The organism is Mesorhizobium sp. NFR06 (assembly GCF_900115245.1).
GTDB lineage: Bacteria > Pseudomonadota > Alphaproteobacteria > Rhizobiales > Rhizobiaceae > Mesorhizobium.
The window spans coordinates 492,395-509,940 of record NZ_FOVT01000002.1; the positions used below are offsets into that span (position 1 = coordinate 492,395).

At 62.9% G+C, this 17,546-nt stretch carries 20 protein-coding genes; 7 read left to right on the top strand and 13 right to left on the bottom strand.

From position 1 onward, the window contains the following. Positions 1–16: 16 nt before the first annotated feature. From F3H96_RS06510 to F3H96_RS06535, 6 genes are all read right to left on the bottom strand, one after another. Positions 17–436 (bottom strand): type II toxin-antitoxin system VapC family toxin, encoded by a 420-nt coding sequence (locus F3H96_RS06510; RefSeq protein ID WP_149791100.1) that lies wholly within the window; start codon positions 434–436, stop codon positions 17–19. Continuing rightward, entirely contained in the window at positions 426–833 is a 408-nt protein-coding gene (locus tag F3H96_RS06515) for a helix-turn-helix transcriptional regulator (protein WP_149791101.1), read from the bottom strand. The genes F3H96_RS06510 and F3H96_RS06515 overlap by 11 nt, the downstream gene beginning before the upstream one ends. A 98-nt stretch (positions 834–931) precedes the next feature. Beyond that, a complete protein-coding gene (locus F3H96_RS06520; protein ID WP_149791102.1) occupies positions 932–2,299 on the bottom strand; it encodes a glutamine synthetase family protein in 1,368 nt (455 codons plus the stop codon). Between the two features lie 82 nt (positions 2,300–2,381). Next, complete coding sequence (locus F3H96_RS06525) at positions 2,382–3,938, bottom strand: amino acid permease (protein WP_149791103.1); 1,557 nt, start codon at positions 3,936–3,938, stop codon at positions 2,382–2,384. Positions 3,939–4,149: 211 nt separating this feature from the next. Next, positions 4,150–5,691: an amino acid permease gene (locus F3H96_RS06530; protein ID WP_149791104.1), complete on the bottom strand. Its 1,542-nt coding sequence runs from the start codon at positions 5,689–5,691 to the stop codon at positions 4,150–4,152. A 24-nt stretch (positions 5,692–5,715) separates the two neighbouring features. Beyond that, positions 5,716–6,534 carry an N-formylglutamate amidohydrolase gene (locus tag F3H96_RS06535; protein ID WP_149791105.1) on the bottom strand — a complete coding sequence of 273 codons (819 nt, stop codon included), beginning with the start codon at positions 6,532–6,534 and terminating at the stop codon, positions 5,716–5,718. Between the two features lie 143 nt (positions 6,535–6,677). Between F3H96_RS06535 and F3H96_RS06540 the strand changes: the two genes are divergently transcribed. Together F3H96_RS06540 and F3H96_RS30410 are read left to right on the top strand one after the other, a co-directional pair. Beyond that, positions 6,678–7,502: a MurR/RpiR family transcriptional regulator gene (locus tag F3H96_RS06540; RefSeq protein WP_149791106.1), complete on the top strand. Its 825-nt coding sequence runs from the start codon at positions 6,678–6,680 to the stop codon at positions 7,500–7,502. Positions 7,503–7,595: 93 nt separating this feature from the next. Then, positions 7,596–7,751, top strand: coding sequence for a hypothetical protein (locus tag F3H96_RS30410; protein ID WP_188131304.1), 156 nt, complete (start codon positions 7,596–7,598; stop codon positions 7,749–7,751). Here F3H96_RS30410 and F3H96_RS06545 read toward each other — a convergent pair whose 3' ends face one another. The 6 genes from F3H96_RS06545 to F3H96_RS06570 all read right to left on the bottom strand — a co-directional run bounded on the left by F3H96_RS06545 (position 7,752) and on the right by F3H96_RS06570 (position 13,509). Next, positions 7,752–8,162: a GtrA family protein gene (locus tag F3H96_RS06545; protein ID WP_149791107.1), complete on the bottom strand. Its 411-nt coding sequence runs from the start codon at positions 8,160–8,162 to the stop codon at positions 7,752–7,754. After that, positions 8,159–8,980 carry a ChbG/HpnK family deacetylase gene (locus F3H96_RS06550; protein WP_149791108.1) on the bottom strand — a complete coding sequence of 274 codons (822 nt, stop codon included), beginning with the start codon at positions 8,978–8,980 and terminating at the stop codon, positions 8,159–8,161. The genes F3H96_RS06545 and F3H96_RS06550 overlap by 4 nt, the downstream gene beginning before the upstream one ends. Continuing rightward, positions 8,977–9,945: a glycosyltransferase family 2 protein gene (locus F3H96_RS06555; protein ID WP_149791109.1), complete on the bottom strand. Its 969-nt coding sequence runs from the start codon at positions 9,943–9,945 to the stop codon at positions 8,977–8,979. The genes F3H96_RS06550 and F3H96_RS06555 overlap by 4 nt, the downstream gene beginning before the upstream one ends. Then, positions 9,938–11,104: a glycosyltransferase family 87 protein gene (locus F3H96_RS06560; protein WP_149791110.1), complete on the bottom strand. Its 1,167-nt coding sequence runs from the start codon at positions 11,102–11,104 to the stop codon at positions 9,938–9,940. Before F3H96_RS06560 ends, F3H96_RS06555 begins: the two co-directional genes overlap by 8 nt. Positions 11,105–11,224: 120 nt before the next feature. Next, a complete protein-coding gene (locus tag F3H96_RS06565; protein WP_149791111.1) occupies positions 11,225–12,262 on the bottom strand; it encodes a zinc-binding dehydrogenase in 1,038 nt (345 codons plus the stop codon). A gap of 5 nt (positions 12,263–12,267) precedes the next feature. Further along, positions 12,268–13,509 carry an acyl-CoA dehydrogenase family protein gene (locus F3H96_RS06570; protein WP_149791112.1) on the bottom strand — a complete coding sequence of 414 codons (1,242 nt, stop codon included), beginning with the start codon at positions 13,507–13,509 and terminating at the stop codon, positions 12,268–12,270. A gap of 108 nt (positions 13,510–13,617) precedes the next feature. On the opposite strand from F3H96_RS06570, the gene F3H96_RS06575 reads away from it, so the two are divergent. The 5 genes from F3H96_RS06575 (at position 13,618) to F3H96_RS06595 (ending at position 17,154) form a co-directional block, all read left to right on the top strand. Further along, the gene (locus tag F3H96_RS06575) at positions 13,618–14,433 is read left to right on the top strand and encodes an SDR family oxidoreductase (protein ID WP_149791113.1); all 816 of its coding nucleotides are present in this window, start codon (positions 13,618–13,620) and stop codon (positions 14,431–14,433) included. Positions 14,434–14,478: 45 nt separating this feature from the next. Beyond that, entirely contained in the window at positions 14,479–14,964 is a 486-nt protein-coding gene (locus tag F3H96_RS06580; protein WP_280177771.1) for a MaoC family dehydratase, read from the top strand. After that, on the top strand, positions 14,961–16,019 hold the full coding sequence (locus F3H96_RS06585) for a phosphotransferase (protein WP_149791115.1): 1,059 nt from the start codon (positions 14,961–14,963) through the stop codon (positions 16,017–16,019). Before F3H96_RS06580 ends, F3H96_RS06585 begins: the two co-directional genes overlap by 4 nt. A gap of 87 nt (positions 16,020–16,106) precedes the next feature. Further along, positions 16,107–16,751: a TetR/AcrR family transcriptional regulator gene (locus F3H96_RS06590; protein WP_149791116.1), complete on the top strand. Its 645-nt coding sequence runs from the start codon at positions 16,107–16,109 to the stop codon at positions 16,749–16,751. 166 nt (positions 16,752–16,917) lie between these two features. Next, positions 16,918–17,154, top strand: a complete 237-nt coding sequence (locus F3H96_RS06595; protein WP_149791117.1) for a DUF680 domain-containing protein — start codon at positions 16,918–16,920, stop codon at positions 17,152–17,154. 89 nt (positions 17,155–17,243) lie between these two features. Here F3H96_RS06595 and F3H96_RS06600 read toward each other — a convergent pair whose 3' ends face one another. Continuing rightward, on the bottom strand, positions 17,244–17,468 hold the full coding sequence (locus F3H96_RS06600; RefSeq protein ID WP_149791118.1) for a hypothetical protein: 225 nt from the start codon (positions 17,466–17,468) through the stop codon (positions 17,244–17,246). Positions 17,469–17,546: the final 78 nt, after the last annotated feature.

Here is a 17,546-nt window from a genome sequence, read left to right on the forward strand (position 1 = left end):
AACATCTCCAGTTGTCTCAGCAGGCGATAGCTCGAGCGTGGCCTTGGGCTGCATAAGCCAGGATGGCCCTGTCCCGCGTTATGATCGTCAAATCGCGCTCTCTTGCGGTGGCGATGAGTATCCGGTCGACGGGATCGTTGTGCACAGCGCCAGGAAGATGGGACGCAGCAACAAGGATGCGCGGAGTGACGCCTTCCACTGTAACGGCCGCCGCCTCGACGAACTCTTCGAACCAGCGCTCGGGAGTCCTGATGGAGGGCAGCCTGCCTTTCGAGACCAGCATTCCGATTTCCCAAGCTGACATGACCGAGACAGCGATCACGCCGGTGTTTTTTCGTGCGCGGTTCACCGCTTCAACTGCCGTTCGCGTGACTGGCTGCCGCGCCGAGGACCAAAGGACGAAGCATGTGTCCAGCAGCAGCCCGTCATCTGTCATACACTTTGCCCCAATCGGGCTCCGCGGGGGCGGTGTAGTCGACGTCAGGAAGCAGTTTTAGTGTTCCAGCCATGCAACCGAACAAATGGTCTGCACCCGCAGGCGGCACGATGTAGTCTTCCTTCACGTCCGTATCGTTGAAATCCATGTGCCCCTCCATGAAACCCGGTTCGCTTTCATCCGCAGCACGATGCTTTCTGTCCGCGGGGTCGCTTGAGGAACCCAGGTGGACCAGTATCTCGCTGACGGGCCGATCGAAAATCTCAGCGATCTTGCGTATTTCATCAACTTGCATACGCCGTTCGCCGTTGAGGGTTCGCGACAGCGCGCTGTAGTGCATTCCCATGCGGCTGGCCATGCTGCGAACCGTTAGGTTGCACTCCTGCATCCTGTTCATGAACCACGCCTTGTCGACGCCAGTCCTGCCTTCCGACAACGTCGCCTCCTGTGGTTCGGCGCTATAATCACAACACTATTGCTTAAATCGCAACAAAGTCAATATCGCTCGAACCCCCTGTGCAGCTCCCAATCCGTGATGCGGCGGTCGTATTCGAACTGCTCCCAGCGGGCGGTGTGCACGTAATGCTCGATCACCTCCTCGCCGAAAGCCTGCTTGAGCATCACTGACTTCGCCAGCGTCTCGGTGGCGTCGCGCAATGTCTTCGGGATCTCTGGCAACTGCGACGCCTGATAGGCGTCGCCGACGAAGGGCTTCTGCAGTTCCAGCTTCTCGTCGATGCCGGCAAGGCCGGACGCGATCAGCGCCGCGAAGGCCAGGTAAGGATTGAGGTCGGCGCCGCCGATGCGGCACTCCATCCGGATGCCCTTGGTGCCCTCGCCGCAGAGGCGGAAGCCGGCGGTGCGGTTGTCCTCGCTCCACATGATCTTGGTCGGCGCGAAGGTGCCGGCCTGGAAGCGCTTGTAGGAGTTGATGTAGGGCGCCAGGAACCAGGTGAACTCCTTGGCGTATTTGAGCTGACCCGCCGCCCATTGCTGGCCAAGCGTCGACAAGGTCCATTCGGCGTTTTTGTCGAAGAACAGCGGCACCCCGCCGTCGGCGCTCCACAGCGAATTGTGGATGTGGCTGGAATTGCCGGCGAGCCCGTAATTGTACTTGGCCATGAAGGAGATCGCCTTGCCTTCGGAATCGGCGATCTCCTTGGCGCCGTTCTTCAGGATCACGTGGCGATCCGCCATGTCGAGCGCCTCGGCATAGCGCACATTGATTTCTTCCTGGCCCGGACCCCACTCGCCCTTGGAATTCTCGATCGGAATGCCGGCAGCATCCATCTCGTTGCGAAGCCGGCGCATGACGCCTTCTTCCTTGCTGGTGATGCCGATCTGGTAGTCGCCGATATAAGGCGAGGCGGAGTCGAGGCCCTGCCAGTGCTTCTTGCGCGCCGAATCGTATGTTTCGCTGAACAAATAGAACTCGAGCTCAGAAGCGAAGTAGCCGATATAGCCGCGGTCCTTGAGCCGATTGACCTGCTTCTTCAGGATCGCGCGCGGCGAGTGAGCCAAATCCTCATGCGTGTGATGATCGAGCACGTCGCAGATCACCAAAGCCGTCTTTTCGAGCCATGGAATGCGCCGCAGCGTCGACAGGTCCGGCTTCATGACAAAGTCGCCATAGCCCTTCGACCAGCTCGCCGCCTTGTAGCCAGGCACCGGCTCCATATCGATGTCGCAGGCCAAGAGATAGTTGCATCCATGCGTCTCGCCATACGCGGAATCGACAAAATACTGAGCCAGGAAGCGTTTTCCCGAGAGCCGGCCCTGCATGTCGACGATGCAAGCAAGCACCGTGTCGATCTCACTGTTCGAGACCGCTTTCTTCAACTGATCGAACGAGAAATTGGCCATTCTTTTGGCACTCCAGTGCTTGTCGATTGAGGAAACGAGGCCATGGCCGGCATTGCGCCGGCCATGGCCGTGAAGAGAAGTATCAGTGGCCGGTCTCGCCGACCGCCTGTTCGGCCGCCTTGATCGCCGCCTGGCGCGCCGCAATGATGTCGCCGAGCGGCGGACCCTGGAAGCGGTTGCGCTCGAAGGCGAACCAGACGATCGCCGTCAGGATGAAGAAGCTGACGGTGATGTAGAGCGCCCAGTCGTTCGGCGGCTGGATGCCGATGACGAAGATCAGGATCATCGACACGAGCGACAGCACGGCGAACAGCATGAATACACCGCGGCCCATGTTCCACGGGCCCATCTTGTCCCACTTCGGCGTTCCCCAGGCCGCCATGCCGAGCACGATTGGCACGGTGAAGGAGAGGAACAGGAAGATGACGGTGCAGGACACCACGATGGTGTAGGCCGAGGTGCCGGCGACCGAAACCACCGACGAGCCCCACACGAACAGCACCGACAGGATCGAGGCCGTCCAGATCGCCGCCACTGGCGTGCGGTAGGTCGGGCTGACCTTGGAAAGCGCCGCCGAGCCCGGCAGGCCACCGTCGCGCGAGAAGGCGAAGATCATGCGCGAGGCCGAGGTGACGGTGGCGAGACCGCACAGAAGCTGCGCCAGGAAGACGACGAGGTAGACGAACTCCTTGACGCCAGGGCTGACGCGCTGGTCGAAGGCCCAGAAGAACACGTTCCAACCCTGCTTGGCGGCGTCGTCCATGTTCGGGATCATCAGCACGAAAGCGGCCAGGAACAGGTAGCCGAACAGGGCCGACCAGATGACCGACATCACCATCGCGCGCGGCACGGAAGAAGCCGCCTTGATGGTCTCTTCCGACGTATGCGCCGAGGCATCATAGCCGGTGATGGTATAGATCGGCAGCAAGAGGCCGAGCGCGAACACCCAAGCATTCGATACTGACGGCCAGACACCTGCGCCCGCATCGCCGGAGTAGTTGTGGAAGGTAAACAGCCGGCTGAAATCCCAGGTCTCGGCGGCGGCGAGGCAGACGATCGCGATCAGGATCGAGCCGAGAAAGATGAGATAGCCCGAGAAGTCGGTGAGCTTCGCCGTCAGCTTGATGCCGAGATGGTTGATCAGCGCCTGGGCGCCGGTGATGATGACCAGGAAGATCATCTGGTTGGTCAGCGTGCCCTCGATGCCGAGCGCCGGCCCGAACGCGCCGACGAAGAACGTCCAGGTGCCGACGTTGATGGCGCCGAGAACGGTGATCAGGCCGAGCAGGTTGAGCCAGGCCGTCACCCAGCCGGTGCCGCGGTTGCCGAGGATCGACCCCCAATGATAGAGGCCGCCGGCCGTCGGATAGGCCGAGCTGATCTGCGACATGGCGACCGCGAAGGTCAGCGACACGAAGCAGCCGACCAGCCAACCGATGCCGATGCCGATGCCGCCGGCGCCGGAGGTCGCCTGGGCCAACGAGTTAATGCCGCCGGACAGGATGCAAATGATGGAGAAGGAGACCGCGAAGTTCGAGAAGCGGCTAAGGCGCCGCTCCAGTTCTTGAGCGTAGCCCATGCTGTGGAGGACCTTTATGTCCTCCTGCTTGTCAACGTCCGAATAGTCTGGTGTTGTCATGTTGGAATTCCCCTTTGGTTCTTTGCTGGCCACCACTGCATGCCGACAATGCAGACCTGCACTGTACCGATCCTACCGCGGGAAAGACCTTCTCCTTCAATTGCTCGAACGAGAAATTCCCGGCCATTCGGCAACAACCCTTCAATGCTGAAACCTACCTGTCGACAGGATGCCCGGCCGATCTGAACCGGTCGGGCAATTTGCCTTTCCGTCAGCCCGCCGTCTGGCCGACAGCTTTTTCCGCAGCCGCGATCTCCGCCGCACGACGAGCAATATCGGCACCGATCGGCGGGCCCTTGAAGCGGCGCGATTCAATACCGAACCAAAGGGCCACGAGCAGAATGATCAATCCGATCGCATAGTTGATCAGGATGTCGAACGGCGGCTGGATGCCGGCATACATCAGCACCAGAACGCCCAGCACGGTGATAACGGCGAAAGGCTTTGACCAGACGCCGAGGCGGAACGGACCGAACTCGGTCCAGGTCTTGCCCTCCGCAAGCAAGCCTGCCGCCACCGGCATGGCATAAGACACGTAGAGGAAGAGAGCACAGCCTGCGGCGAGCGCCGCGAAGGCCGGCGAATAGAGCGTGGCGGCGATCGCCAGCACGACGCCAAGCCAAATGGCCGGGACGGGCGTGCGCCAGGTCGGCGAAACCTGCTTCCACAAGGACGACCCTGGCAGACCTCCGTCACGCGAAAAGGCGAAGATCATACGCGAGGTCGAAGTAAGTCCGGCCAGCGCGCACAAATAATTCGCGAGCACAATGCAGATGCCGAGCAGATCCTTCAGCCACGTCGGCGCCGGCAGGTTGTTGAACAGGTTGAACCAGGCATTGCCGCCGTCCTTGGCCGTCGCCGCGAGATCGGGGCTTGCGAGGACGAAGGACACCGCCATGACAAAGCCGAAGACGAGTGACCACAGGACGGCGTGGATCATGCCCCTGGGCACGGCGACACGGGCATTGTGTGTTTCCTCGGCCGTATGCGCCGAAGCATCAAAGCCGGTGATCGTGTAAAGCGGATAGAGAAGGCCGATCAGGAAGGCCACGAGCGCGGTTCGGGCCGTCGGGACATAGCCGCCGCCGGGATCGCCGGTCGTGTTGACGAAAGTCGTCAACCGCGAAAGATCGAAGCCATGCGCGCCCCAGATGAGGAAGGTCAGCGTCAGCACCACCGCGACCACGAGGATGAGGTAGCCGGAAAAGTCGGTCAACCTCGTCGTGGTCTTGATGCCGAGATGATTGAACAGGCCTTGGGTGACGGTGATGATGACGACTGCCGCCGTCTGCTGCCAGAAACCCCAGGTTGATGTGTCCAGGCCGAGGATCGGACCAGCGACCAGCCCCTGGAACAGCAGATAGACACCGACATTGACCGAGGCAACGACGAAGATGAGGCCGAGCAGATTGATCCAGGCCGTTGCCCAGCCCCACCCGCGCCCACCGAGAATCGAGGACCAGTGGTAAAGGCCGCCGGCGGTAGGATAAGCCGAACCGATCTGGCCGAGCGAAGCGGCGACGACAAGGGCGAACACACCGCCGACGATCCAGCCGATGGTCGCCTCGAACCCGCTGCCGGTGCCCATGGCCAGCGGGAATGAGGTGATGCCGCCGGCCAGGATGCAAATGATCGAAAAGGAAATAGCGAAGTTGGAGAAGCCGCTCATGCGGCGAGCCAATTCCTGGGCGTAGCCCATGCTGTGAAGGATCTTTACATCCTCCGACTTGTCCGTGTGATCCGGTTTTATCATGTTGGAAGTCCCCTTCTTATTTTCTTAGCTGGCCTGTTTTATTGACTTTCCCATTGCGCGTTGTCGGGAGCCCCTGGCCTCATCGGGCTCCAGATTCGAAAATATGCCTGTGAGCAGATCCGCCCATTTCCGCTGCCCGGTCTCGCCGGAGATTTCATCGTTGCGGATTTCGATCATCGCGCAGGCAAGGCCGCGTGAGCGCGCATGCCGTTCCAGCGTGAAATAGACGCGGTCGGCCGGTGAATAGGGTTCGTTGACGCCGACCGTGACGCCGGCAAGCCGCTGCAGCGCAGCGATGAGCGGCGCCGCCAGCCGGCGGTCGTCGTCATGGATGATGCCGATGTGCCAGGGCCGGCTCTTGCCCTTGTAGACCGGCGTGAAGGAGTGCACCGACACCAGCCGCGTCTCCTGGCCGCGCGCCAGCCGCCCGTCGATGATCCGGGCAATCGTGTCGTGGAACGGACGCCAGGACAGGTTGATCCGCGCGGCGCGCTGTTTGTCGGACAGACCGGTGTTTCCCGGGATGGCTGTCGTCTCGCTCACCGGCGGCACAAGGTCCGGCGCGTCGAGCGGCCGGTTGCAATCTATGACGAGGCGCGAGACGCGGGTCTCGACCAAGGCAGCATCCAGCGCTCCGGCCATGCGGCTGGCCACGGGAAGCGCTCCCGGATCCCACGCAATGTGACGGGCAAGGTCTTCGGCGGGCAGGCCGAGAGTCCCGAATTCGGCGGGCAGGAAGTTCGAGGCGTGGTCGCAGGTGAAGACGAAGGGACTGGATCCGCCGGGGTTGGTCACCCTGACGGTTTCAGACGGTGCAAGGCTAGCGAGCCGCGCTTTCTCCATATCGTCCCCTACGGGACGCTGTATCTTATGTTACGTATTTTGTCTCATTGCGTCCCAGTGAATGATTTCATACAGTTTGGCAGGCTTTGTCAAACGCGAATTCGGGAAAACGGCGGCAGCAGGCCAACAGGCGGGGGAAAACCATGATTTCCAGTATTGCCGAACTGATCTCGGACCGCATCGGCACCATGCCGGCGGGCGAACGCCGTGCCGCGCAGACGCTGATTGCCAATTATCCTCTGACCGGGCTGAAGACAGTCGCCGAGTTCTCGGCCGCGGCCGGCGTCTCCTCGCCGACCATCCTGCGCTTCGTCGCCAGACTCGGTTTCCAGAACTACCCCGAATTCCAGTCGGCGCTGCAGGATGAGCTGGCGGCGCAATTGCAGTCGCCGGCCTCGCGCACGCTCGATCCGTCCTCGTCCGGCGGCGCCGCTTCGCCGATGCTGGAAGCGACGCTCGACAACATGCGCGAGACGTTCAGGCATCTGTCCGACAAGCAGCTGGCCGATATCGCCACGCGGCTTGCCGAGCGACGCGGCAAGACTTTCCTGATCGGCGGCCGCTTCACCGATCCGCTGGCGCGCTACATGGCCGCCCATCTCGCCATCATCCAGCCGGATGTCTACCACCTCGCCGGCCAGGAGAGCATCTGGCGCGACCGGCTGATCGACATGGGAAAACGCGACGTGCTGGTGATCTTCGACATCCGCCGTTACCAGGAGAGCCTGATCCGCTTTGCCGAGAAAGCACATGAGCGCGGCGTGCAGATCGTGCTCTTCACCGACCAGTGGCTCTCGCCGATCGCCCGCTTCGCCCGCCATGTGATCGCCGGACGCACCGCCGTGCCTTCGGCTTGGGATTCCTCGGCGGCATTGTTCGTCGTCGCGGAGACGCTGATTGGTGCCGTCACCCGGCAGCTGGAAGCAGCCGGCGCGAAGCGCATCCGCGACCTCGAAAGCTTGCGTTAGAGCAATTCCAGGAAAGGTGTGACACGGTTTTCCGTCAGGATTTGCGTCAAAACAAAGAGATAGGGCGTTTCGCCGTTTCCGTGAGACGGTGAAATGCTCTGGCGGGTCGTCGGCGGCTTGGACTGGCCCACCGTCTCGGTCGTCTATCTCCTGCCCGCCCGCTTCGTCACGCCCAAGGCGCCTGAGGAAGTGCGGTTGAAGCGCGAGCTCGCGGAGGCCGCCCATATCGACGGCGAGCCAGCGCATTAGTTATTTCACCAGCCGGCCTTCGATCGACCAGCGCGCCGCCAGGAAGTTCAGCACCGCCGCCGCCACGACGCCGATGATCTTGGCCGGCCAGACGCCGACGGTCCCCGCCAGCACGGCGATCGAAAGGCTGGAAACACCAAGCGAAATCAGCGCTCCCAGCGAGACGAAGCGCAGGAAGGAGTGGTGCAGCCGGATGTCCGGGTCCCGCTCGAACGACCAGAACCGGTTTGCCGCGAAGGAGAAGAGCACCGCGATGAACCAGGCGCCCACATTGGCGGCCAAGGCCGGCACCGCAAGCTTGAGCAGCAGGAAAAATGCGGAGAGGTCGATACCGGTGTTGACCAGCCCGACCAGGGCAAAGCGAACGATCTTGTTGCCGGTCGAACGCCGCGGCTGGCCGGCACCGCTCATGCGCTGACGTCCATGACGCGGGCTCCGACCCGGTCGAGGCTGGCGCCGAAATCCTGCGAAGAAAGCATCGCATATTCAACCTCGCGCGCGCCCTGCATCGGATCGCGCGCCCGCAACGTGGCGTCGACATGGCCCGGATGGCACATGAACAGCCCTTGTTCGGGCAAGGTATCGATCGCGGCGCGCAGCGTTGAAGCGAATTTCTCCGGCTGCCGCCAGTCATAGATGCCGCAAAGCGGTGTCATGACCCGAAAGCCGGCCCGCTGCATCGATCTGTTGAAGCCCGCCGCCAGCGTGGCGATCGCCGCGATCTTGGCCGCCGCCGCGTCCAGGCCGGCGAACCCCGGCGCGCCTCGCAGCGCCGGCTTGCGCGCGCTTTCGCCAAAACGCGCGAGCAACCAATTTCGCACCACGGGAAGAAAATGCACATGCTGGTGCCCGTCGATATAGTCGGGCGGGCCAGCCAGCGCTTCGACGAAGCGGTCGTGTTGGGCGTCGAGCTCGGCATGAATGTCGCGCTCGTAGATACGCCCGCGCCGCACCGGCAGCGCAAGAGAAGCCAACCCGGGCAGCTTGCCTTGCGGCGCCAGGCTGGACAGGCCGGTCACGGCGAGCTGATCGGTGAGGGTAAGATGCAACCCGACGGCGGCCCTTCGGCGAAAGGGCCTGATGCGCGCCGCCGCCTCTTCCCATTCGGGAAAGCCGGTCATGCAGCCGGTTCCGGTCAGGCGACCGCGCTCGATGAGGTCGAGGATCGCGCTCGATACTCCCGGCGCCAGCCCGTAGTCGTCGGCAATCAGGCGGATCGACCGGGTCATTTGCCGGCAGCGGCCCGCTCGGCGGCGTTGCCGTGGAGGACATCGCGCACGATGTAGACAGGCCGGTCCTTGCTTTCGCTGAGTGTGACCCAGACATATTCGCCGATCAGGCCAAGCAGCGCCAGGTTGAGGCCGCCCAGCAACACGACGGCGACCATGAGGCTGGGATAACCGGGCACGGCGATGCCGTAGAACAGCACCTCGAACAGCACCTTCACGCCGTAGGCAAGGCCGGCGAATGCCGCCAGTAGTCCGATGAGGCTGATGACGCGCAGCGGGATCACGGAGAACGAAGTGAACCCTTCCAGGGAGAACGCGATCAGGTTGAACCTGCTCCATTTCGACGTGCCGCTGGCGCGGTCTTCCGGCGAATAAAGCACCGCCTTCTGGCGGAAACCGGCCCAGGCGAACAGCCCCTTGTTGAAGCGCCGCTTGTCGCGCACGCTGGTCAAGGCGCGCGCCACCGCGCCGCGCATGACGCGGAAGTCCCCGGCATTTTCGGGGATATCGAAACGCTGGCTGCTGTTGATCAGCTTGTAGAAAATCCGCGCCAGTTGGCTGCGTCGCCAACTCCCCACGCGCCGGTCGTTCTGCGCGTAGACGACGTCGACCTCCGGGTTCCCGACCAGTTCGCCGATCATCTTCAAGCTGATATCCATGGAATGCTGAAGGTCGGAGTCCATGATCAGCACCATGTCGCCTCGAGAATGATCGAGGCCGGCGAGCACCGCCGCTTCCTTGCCGAAATTGCGGCTGAGCCGCACGATTTCCCAGGAGCCCGACAATGCCGCGGCGAACGTCTCGGCGCTGCCGTCACGGCTGCCGTCGTCGACGAGTATCTTGCGGACGGTCATGCCGAATCGCTCCGCCATGGCCGCCTCGAGCCTGTTGAGCAACGCGACAAACGCAACCGCGGATTCGGCCTCGTTGAAGAATGGCGCGATCACGTCGAGCATCTCAGCCATGCGCGACAGCTCCGGCGACCTGCATCTGTTGTCTGCTCCGCGTCCAGAACCAGCCAATGAGCATGCAGGCAATCATGCTGATGCTGATCGGCCGGAACCACGGGTGGAAAACATCGTGCAGGCGGCCATCGACACTGGTCAGTCCGGTAACGAAGAGCAGCGTGGCCAGAAACCAACGCATTGTTCCGGAGCCCGTCTCGCGCCACAGCAGGGCGATGGAAAGGCCGGCAGGCACTGCCACCATGGCAAAGGTGTTCTGCTCGACCCGCGGATTGAAGACGCACATATAGAACGCCGCGGTGAGGAAGACGGCGAGCCCGCTGACGTTCGGGCCGAGTCTGCGGTCGAACTGGAGCACCAGCCAAAGGGTGAGCAACGCCGCGACGACGCGCACGATCGTCGCTTCAAGCTCGGCAAGCGGCATCCCAAGCCTTGCGAAAGGCGCCGTGAAGTCGGCCGGGACGAAGGGGCCGGTTGGATCGATCGTCATCGACGTCAGCATCCGGAAAAAATCATGGTACTGGGCATTGATGTAGTCGGTGGGCGCGAAGCCATAGGGGATGGCGAGCGCGAAAAGGACCGCCAGTACCAGCACTGGTATCAGCCACGGACGCAGCGCTCCCGCCAGGAGCAGCATGATGATCGCCGTGGGCTTGGCGATGACCGCAAGCGTGGCCCAAAAGAAGCTTTCAGCCCGGCGCCCCTCGAGCGCCGATAGCGTGAGAAGCCAGCAGGCTCCGGTCAGCAGGATAGTTGCCTGGCCGTTGCGAAGCGCCGCCAGCGTCACCGGCAAGGCAAGGAAGAGACCGAAGGACAGCAGCCATGTCTGCTCCTGGCAGCCGACCTTGCGCACCTGACGCATCGTGGCAAAGGTGAGCACCCCAAAGCCAAACGCGTGCCATAGGATATTGCCCAGATGCGGCCCGAGCTTCAGCAGGGGAACGTAGAGTACCGCGAAGGCGGGGGCGTACAGATAGCCCATGGCGGCTTGGACCTGATACAGCGGTTGGCGGCTCAGAAAGGCCTCACTGCCATTCCTATAGATATGGACCACCGACCGCGTATTGGGCGACCACAGCACCAGGCCGAGCACAGCCAAAAACGACCCGACCCACAGCCAAAACCCCAAACGGTCGAAAACCGGCTTGGAAATCGTCATCGAACGCCCCACGCAATGTTCGAGGATCAGTTGAGCACCGTCCCGGCATTTTGATGGCGAGCGGCATATCATGGCAAAAACGGCACGTGCTAGCTGCCGCCAAGCCTCTGCCGGTCGATATCACGGTTTTATAAACACCTTTCCGTTGGGCTTGGCGAGTTCGTCCGGCAGTCGCGCCATCGCCTCGTCCAGCGGCACGACCGCCGTGACGTCGGTCGACCAGCGTCCGTCGGAAAAGCGCTTCTGCGCTTCCAGCACCGCCGGCCCAAGCCTGTCGCGCAACTGGCGCATCCATTCGGTCAGCCAGAAGCCTTCGACGCGCTTGTGTTGGAAGATCAGTTGGCCGGGCTCGCGGATCACCGTCGGCTCGGCGTCGAGCCGGCCGTAGACGATCCAGCGCGCGCGCTTCGGCATGGCGTTGAAGATAGTCGAAGCCAGCGGGCCGGTGACCGCGTCGAGGAAGATGCGCGGCTGCTCGGCCTTCATCGTCTCGCGCAGAGCGGCCTCGAAATCCGTCGCCTTCTCGTTGAGTACATGGGCGGCGCCGAGGTCCCTCAGCACGGGGATCTGCTCGTCCCGGCGCACGGTGACGATCGGCCGAAAACCTTGCTCCTTCGCGAGGCTGATGACCAGCTTGCAGAGCTGGCTGGCGCCGGCGGTCATGATGAAGGCCTTTTCGCCCTCCTGTTTGACGATGTCGAACATGGCCAAAGCGGTCAGCGGATTGACGATCATCGCAGCACCGTCCTCGTCGCGCACCGTGTCAATGAGCGGAATGCAGGACGCGGCCTCGGCAACCGCGTAATCCGCCCATGCTCCCCAGTTCGATACGCCGGTGGTAAAGGCGACGCGCTTGCCGGCAAGGCTGCTGGCATAGGCGTCATCGCCCGTGGCGACGACGATGCCGACGCCTTCGAAACCCGCCGGCCGGCCCTTGACGCGCGGCTGGCCGTACTGGCCCTTGATGAAGGCGACGTCGGACGGGTTGACCGAGGCGAGGCTGACCTTGACCAGCGCCTGCGTCGGACCGGGCACGGGCACGGCAATGCTGCCGGGCTGGAGATAAGGCTCCGTTGCTTCCAGCGCGCCAGGCGAAGGCGTCCTGGTATAGCCCTCGCCGACAAGCAGCAAACCCTTCATTTCGGACGGAAGCGTCATCGCGGTCAGACCCGTTCCTGCGTGTATTTTTTGAGTTCCGAGCGCGCCACCTGCCGCCGGTGCACCGCGTCCGGCCCATCGGCCAGCCGCAGCGTCCTCAAATGCGTCCACGAGCGCGCCAGCGGCGTATCCTGGCTGATGCCCTGCGCGCCGAACATCTGCACCGCCTCGTCGGTGACTTTGAGCGCGACGCGCGGCGCGATCACCTTGATCTGGCTGATCCAGGGCGCCGCGGCGCGCGCATCGCCCTGGTCGATCATCCAAGCCGCCTTGAGGCACAGCAGCCGCGCCATCTCGATCTCCATCCGGCATTCGGCGATGACGTCGAAATTGGCGCCGAGCTTGGCCAGCGGCTGGCCGAAGGCCTCGCGCCGCACCGAGCGCTGGCACAGCATCTCCAGCGCCATCTCGGCCTGACCGATGGCGCGCATGCAGTGATGGATGCGGCCGGGCCCGAGCCGCCCCTGCGCGATCTCGAAACCCCTGCCCTCGCCGAGGATCAAGTTCGCCGCCGGCACCCGAACATTCTCGAACCGCAAATGCATATGGCCGTGCGGCGCGTCGTCGTCGCCATAGACCTGCATTGGCCGCAGCTTGGCGATGCCCTTGCTGTCGGAAGGCACCAGGATCATCGAATGCCGGCGATGCTGCGGCTCCTCTTCCGATCCGGTCCTCACCATGACGATATAGATGGCGCAGCGCGGATCGCCGGCGCCCGACGCCCACCATTTCTCGCCGTTGAGCATATAGTCGTCGCCCCGCCGCTCGCAGCGCATCGAAATATTGGTCGCATCCGAGGAGGCGACGTCCGGTTCGGTCATCAGATAGGCCGAGCGTATCCGGCCTTCGAGCAGCGGCTCCAGCCACTCCCGCTTATGCGCTTCCGAGCCGTAGCGCTCCAGCACCTCCATGTTGCCGGTGTCCGGCGCCGAGCAGTTGAAGGTTTCGGCGCCGAGATGCGCCTTGCCCATCTCTTCCGCCAGATAGGCGTATTCGACGGTGGAAAGACCGTAGCCGCGCTTGGAATCGGTCAGCCAGAAATTCCACAGCCCGCGCTCTCGCGCCGTCTTCTTCAAGCCTTCCAGGATCTCCGTCTGCCTGGCCGTATAGGCCCAGCGGTCGCCGCCCTTGCCGACTTCGGCGAGGAACGCTTCGCCGAGCGGCGCAATCTCATCGCGCACCATCGCCGCCACGCGCTGATGGATTGGCTTGAGCCGCTCGGTCATGCCGAGATTCATATCCGCCATCGCTTCCGGCCCTTCCGAAGATAAATCTTTACCCGTCGCAAGGATGACCGTACTTCGGCTAGCCTTGTCAACGCGAGTCCCCCGCCGGGGAGAATGCGGAGGAATGCGATGAGCTATCTGGACAAGTTGTTCTCGGTCGCCGGCAAGACCGCGCTGGTGACGGGTGCGGCGACGGGCATCGGCCGCATGGTGGCGACCGGGCTGGTGCGCGCCGGCGCCCAGGTGATGATCGCCTCGCGCAAGGGCGAGGACTGCGTGAAGGTCGCCAACGAATTGAACGCGGCCGGCGGCTCCGGCCATGCTGAGGGCTTCGCCGGCGACGTGTCCAGCGAAGCCGGCATCGCGGCCCTTGTCGCCGAGGTCAAGTCGCGCACGCAGCGCCTGCACATCCTGGTCAACAATGCCGGCATTTCCTGGGGCGCGCCGCTGCAGGAGTTCCCCTACCACGCCTGGGCCAAGGTTTTCGGCGTCAACGTCACCGCCGTCTTTCACCTGACACGGGAGCTGCTGCCGCTGCTCGACGCCGCCGCCAGCGACGAGGATCCGGCCCGCGTGATCAATCTTGGCTCGGTGATGGGCACCCAGCCGTTGGCCGACGACGCCTATTCCTACGCTGCCTCCAAAGCGGCGGTGCATCATCTGACGCGCACGCTGGCGATCGAGTTCGCCGCGCGCCGCATCACCGTCAACGCGTTTGCCCCCGGTCCTTTCCAGAGCCGGATGACAGCATTTGCCACCGCGACCGAGGAGCAGGCGAAACATGTCGGCAACAACGTTCCGCTCGGCCGCATCGGCGTAGCGGATGACATTGCCGGCGCAACGCTTTATCTGTGCAGCCGTGCCGGCAGCTATGTCACCGGCGCCATCCTGCCGATCGACGGCGGCCAGTCGGTGCAGCATGGGATGACGTTGTTCAAGGAATAAGCGCCCGGTAAAAGGAAACCTAGTCCGGGCCGGGGTGCGGAGGACATCAGCGTGGAACCGATCAGTCTCGATACGCTTCTGGCAAGCGTCGGCAAGGAGGTCGGCGTCTCGCCCTGGCGAACGGTGACGCAGCGCATGATCGACCAGTTCGCCGATGCCACCGACGATCACCAGTTCATCCACTGCGATCCGGAGCGCGCCAGGCAGGAGACGCCGTTCGGCGGCACCATCGCGCATGGCTTTTTGTCGCTGTCGCTGCTGTCGGCGATGACCTTCGAGACAATGCCACCGCTCGAAAATGGCAAGATGGGCGTCAACCATGGCTTCGACACGTTGCGCTTTCTCGCCCCGGTGAAGACGGGTTCGCGCATCCGCACCCGTTTCGTGCTGGCCGACGTCAAGGTGAGGCCCTCCGGCTGGGTCCAGACGGCGCATGACGTGACCATCGAGATCGAGGGTTCCAAAAAGCCCGCCCTGACGGCCCGCTGGCTGACACTGACCTTGCTTGAGCGCCAGCCCGAGACCGCATGAGCGGCGACGCCAATGCCTCGGACAAGTCGGCGCCCGCGCTCGACAAGTCGGCGCTAGCGCCCTATCTCGAGGTGCATATTCCGGGTTTTGCCGGGCTTTCCGCCATTGAGAAGTTCAAGTCCGGACAGTCCAATCCAACCTATCTCTTGACCGCCGCCAGCGGCCGCTACGTGCTGCGTGCCAAGCCGCCGGGACAGTTGTTGAAATCCGCGCATCAGGTCGACCGCGAATTCCGGGTGATGCAGGCCCTTGCCGGCACTTCCGTGCCGGTGCCGCGGATGCTGCATCTTTCAGGCGAGGGCACGCCGATCGGCCGCATGTTCTATGTCATGGAATATCTCGACGGCCGCATCTTTTGGGATCCGTCCCTGCCCGACGCCTCGGGCAATGACGAGCGCGCCGCGATTTATGATGCCATGAATGCCACGCTGGCCGTCTTGCACGATGTCGATGTGGAAGCCGTCGGTCTCGGCGATTTCGGCAGGTCCGGCAGCTATTTCGAGCGCCAGCTCGCCCGCTGGACCAGCCAGTACCATGCCTCCGAAACCGGAACCATCGCCGACATGGACCGGCTGATTGGGTGGCTCGAAACGCATATGCCGGCCGACGACGGCCGCGTTTCGCTCGTCCATGGCGACTATCGGCTGGACAACATGATGTTCGCGCCAGATGCGCCGAAGGTCATAGCGGTGCTCGACTGGGAACTGTCGACGCTCGGCCACCCCTTCGCCGACCTCGCCTATCAATGCATGCAATGGCGTCTGCCGCATGCCTCGGGCTTTCGCGGCCTTGGCGGCGTCGACCGAGCGGCGATCGGCTTGCCCTCCGAGGAAGCCTATGTCGCGGCCTATTGCCGTCGGCGCGGCATCGACAGCATCGGCAACTGGACTTTCTTCCTCGCCTTCTCCTTCTTCCGGCTGGCGGCGATCTGCCAGGGCGTCTATCGCCGCGCGCTGGACGGCAATGCTTCCAACCCTGAAAAGGCAAAGACCTATGGCGAAGCGGTGAAGCTGCTTGCCGCGCTTGCGGTGGACCTGATCAGCGGGAAGAACTGAACGTAGCGGAACCGGAACGCTCTCTTGTCCGTTTCCGTACAGCGTATATAATTTCATCAGGCAACCAATCATAAAGGCAGGCAGACATTGGCGCTGAGCGTTCAGAAACGCCGCGAAAAACAAAAGGCTGAACTTCGCTCCGAACTGGTCGCCGCGGCTCACAAGCTGGTGCAGGAAGAGGGCTATGAAGGCCTGACCATCCGCAAGCTTGCCAAGCGCGTCGGCTATGCACCGATGTCCGTCTACTCCTATTTCGCGGACAAGCAGGACATCCTGTTCGCGCTCGCCGAAGACGCCTTCGAGACGCTCGCCCGGCGCATCGAGGAGCATCCCTCTGATGACCCGATCGAGGCGCTGCGCGCGGTGATGACCGAATATGCCGCTTTCGGGCTCGGCAATCCCAATGAATACCGCACCGTCTTCATGACAGAGAAGACCAAGCTGCCGGAAGGCCGCAGCTACGAGGAGATGGAAGAGGGCAACCCGGCGATGAAGGTGCTGATCAAAAGGGTCGAGGCCTGCGTCGCCGCCGGTAAGCTCAAGGGCGACCCCCGCGCCATCGCCACCATGCTGTGGACCGTCGGCCACGGCACGATCTCGCTGCTGATCACCTTCCCCTTCTATCCGTTCGGCGACCCCCAGGCCTATGTGAAGCGCATGTGCGACTTCATGCTGGCTTCATTGTCTGCGCAGGACATACCCCCGCTCACGGAAACACCCGTCAACTGCTGATCGGCTATCTCTGGCCGTTTTCGTTCATTGATCGCTTGATCCGCGGCCGCGAATTCCTACCTTCAAAAAAATTTGTCGTACGCGTACAAAATTACTTCTTGTATTCAGCTTCTGTTAACCGTATATGTACGTTGTATTGTACATGTACGGAAGACTGGAGACGGAAATGAAGAAGACAATCCTTGCTCTTGCCACCGTGCTGGCCTTCTCGGGCGCCGCTTTCGCTGGCGCGAACCAGCCGGTCAAGCACACCCCTGCCGCCTGCGCACAGACTCACACCAATGTGACGCTCGACTGCACCGCGACCGGCTCAGTCGAAAAGGCCGACGCCAGCAAGACCCAGGCCACCAAGGGCCCGCGGCTCGGCATCGACGTCAGCCCGTGGTTCGTGCCCGGCCTCTAAGCGCCGCAAAATTGGAAACGAAAACGGGCGGCACTTGGCCGCCCGTTTTCGTTTACGCCGGCGCTCCCGAACGCCCGTAGCGAACGGTACTATTTCTTGCGCGGTTTCTTTCCCGGCGCTGTCTTGGCTTTGGCCGGCTTCGCAGGCGCGCCCGTAATCGAAGTGCTGATGATCGAAACCGGATCGCTGGCCGGGAATGTGTCCTCCAGGCCTTCTTCAAGTTCCTCATCCTCGATGTCGTGATGCTGCTCCCGCTCCAGTGAACGGACGGCCGCGGTCTTCTTGGGCGACTTCGGCGCTGATTTGGATAGCATCGGCCTTCTCCCTCGCTAGTCGCAAACAACGGGGACGGATCGGCGACGGTTCCTGCGACGCCGCCTACGGTTGACGGC

Bases quoted from the DNA above. Each gene is read 5' to 3' on its own strand.
- F3H96_RS06540 (WP_149791106.1), top strand. From the start codon at position 6,678: ATGATTTCCAGTATTGCCGAACTGATCTCGGACCGCATCGGCACCATG.
- F3H96_RS06550 (WP_149791108.1), bottom strand. From the start codon at position 8,980: ATGACCCGGTCGATCCGCCTGATTGCCGACGACTACGGGCTGGCGCCG.
- F3H96_RS06535 (WP_149791105.1), bottom strand. From the start codon at position 6,534: ATGGAGAAAGCGCGGCTCGCTAGCCTTGCACCGTCTGAAACCGTCAGG.
- F3H96_RS06560 (WP_149791110.1), bottom strand. From the start codon at position 11,104: ATGACGATTTCCAAGCCGGTTTTCGACCGTTTGGGGTTTTGGCTGTGG.
- F3H96_RS06555 (WP_149791109.1), bottom strand. From the start codon at position 9,945: ATGGCTGAGATGCTCGACGTGATCGCGCCATTCTTCAACGAGGCCGAA.
- F3H96_RS06595 (WP_149791117.1), top strand. From the start codon at position 16,918: ATGAAGAAGACAATCCTTGCTCTTGCCACCGTGCTGGCCTTCTCGGGC.
- F3H96_RS06530 (WP_149791104.1), bottom strand. From the start codon at position 5,691: ATGATAAAACCGGATCACACGGACAAGTCGGAGGATGTAAAGATCCTT.
- F3H96_RS06525 (WP_149791103.1), bottom strand. From the start codon at position 3,938: ATGACAACACCAGACTATTCGGACGTTGACAAGCAGGAGGACATAAAG.
- F3H96_RS06515 (WP_149791101.1), bottom strand. From the start codon at position 833: ATGAACAGGATGCAGGAGTGCAACCTAACGGTTCGCAGCATGGCCAGC.
- F3H96_RS06510 (WP_149791100.1), bottom strand. From the start codon at position 436: ATGACAGATGACGGGCTGCTGCTGGACACATGCTTCGTCCTTTGGTCC.
- F3H96_RS06570 (WP_149791112.1), bottom strand. From the start codon at position 13,509: ATGGCGGATATGAATCTCGGCATGACCGAGCGGCTCAAGCCAATCCAT.
- F3H96_RS06600 (WP_149791118.1), bottom strand. From the start codon at position 17,468: ATGCTATCCAAATCAGCGCCGAAGTCGCCCAAGAAGACCGCGGCCGTC.
- F3H96_RS30410 (WP_188131304.1), top strand. From the start codon at position 7,596: ATGCTCTGGCGGGTCGTCGGCGGCTTGGACTGGCCCACCGTCTCGGTC.
- F3H96_RS06565 (WP_149791111.1), bottom strand. From the start codon at position 12,262: ATGACGCTTCCGTCCGAAATGAAGGGTTTGCTGCTTGTCGGCGAGGGC.
- F3H96_RS06545 (WP_149791107.1), bottom strand. From the start codon at position 8,162: ATGAGCGGTGCCGGCCAGCCGCGGCGTTCGACCGGCAACAAGATCGTT.
- F3H96_RS06520 (WP_149791102.1), bottom strand. From the start codon at position 2,299: ATGGCCAATTTCTCGTTCGATCAGTTGAAGAAAGCGGTCTCGAACAGT.
- F3H96_RS06575 (WP_149791113.1), top strand. From the start codon at position 13,618: ATGAGCTATCTGGACAAGTTGTTCTCGGTCGCCGGCAAGACCGCGCTG.
- F3H96_RS06585 (WP_149791115.1), top strand. From the start codon at position 14,961: ATGAGCGGCGACGCCAATGCCTCGGACAAGTCGGCGCCCGCGCTCGAC.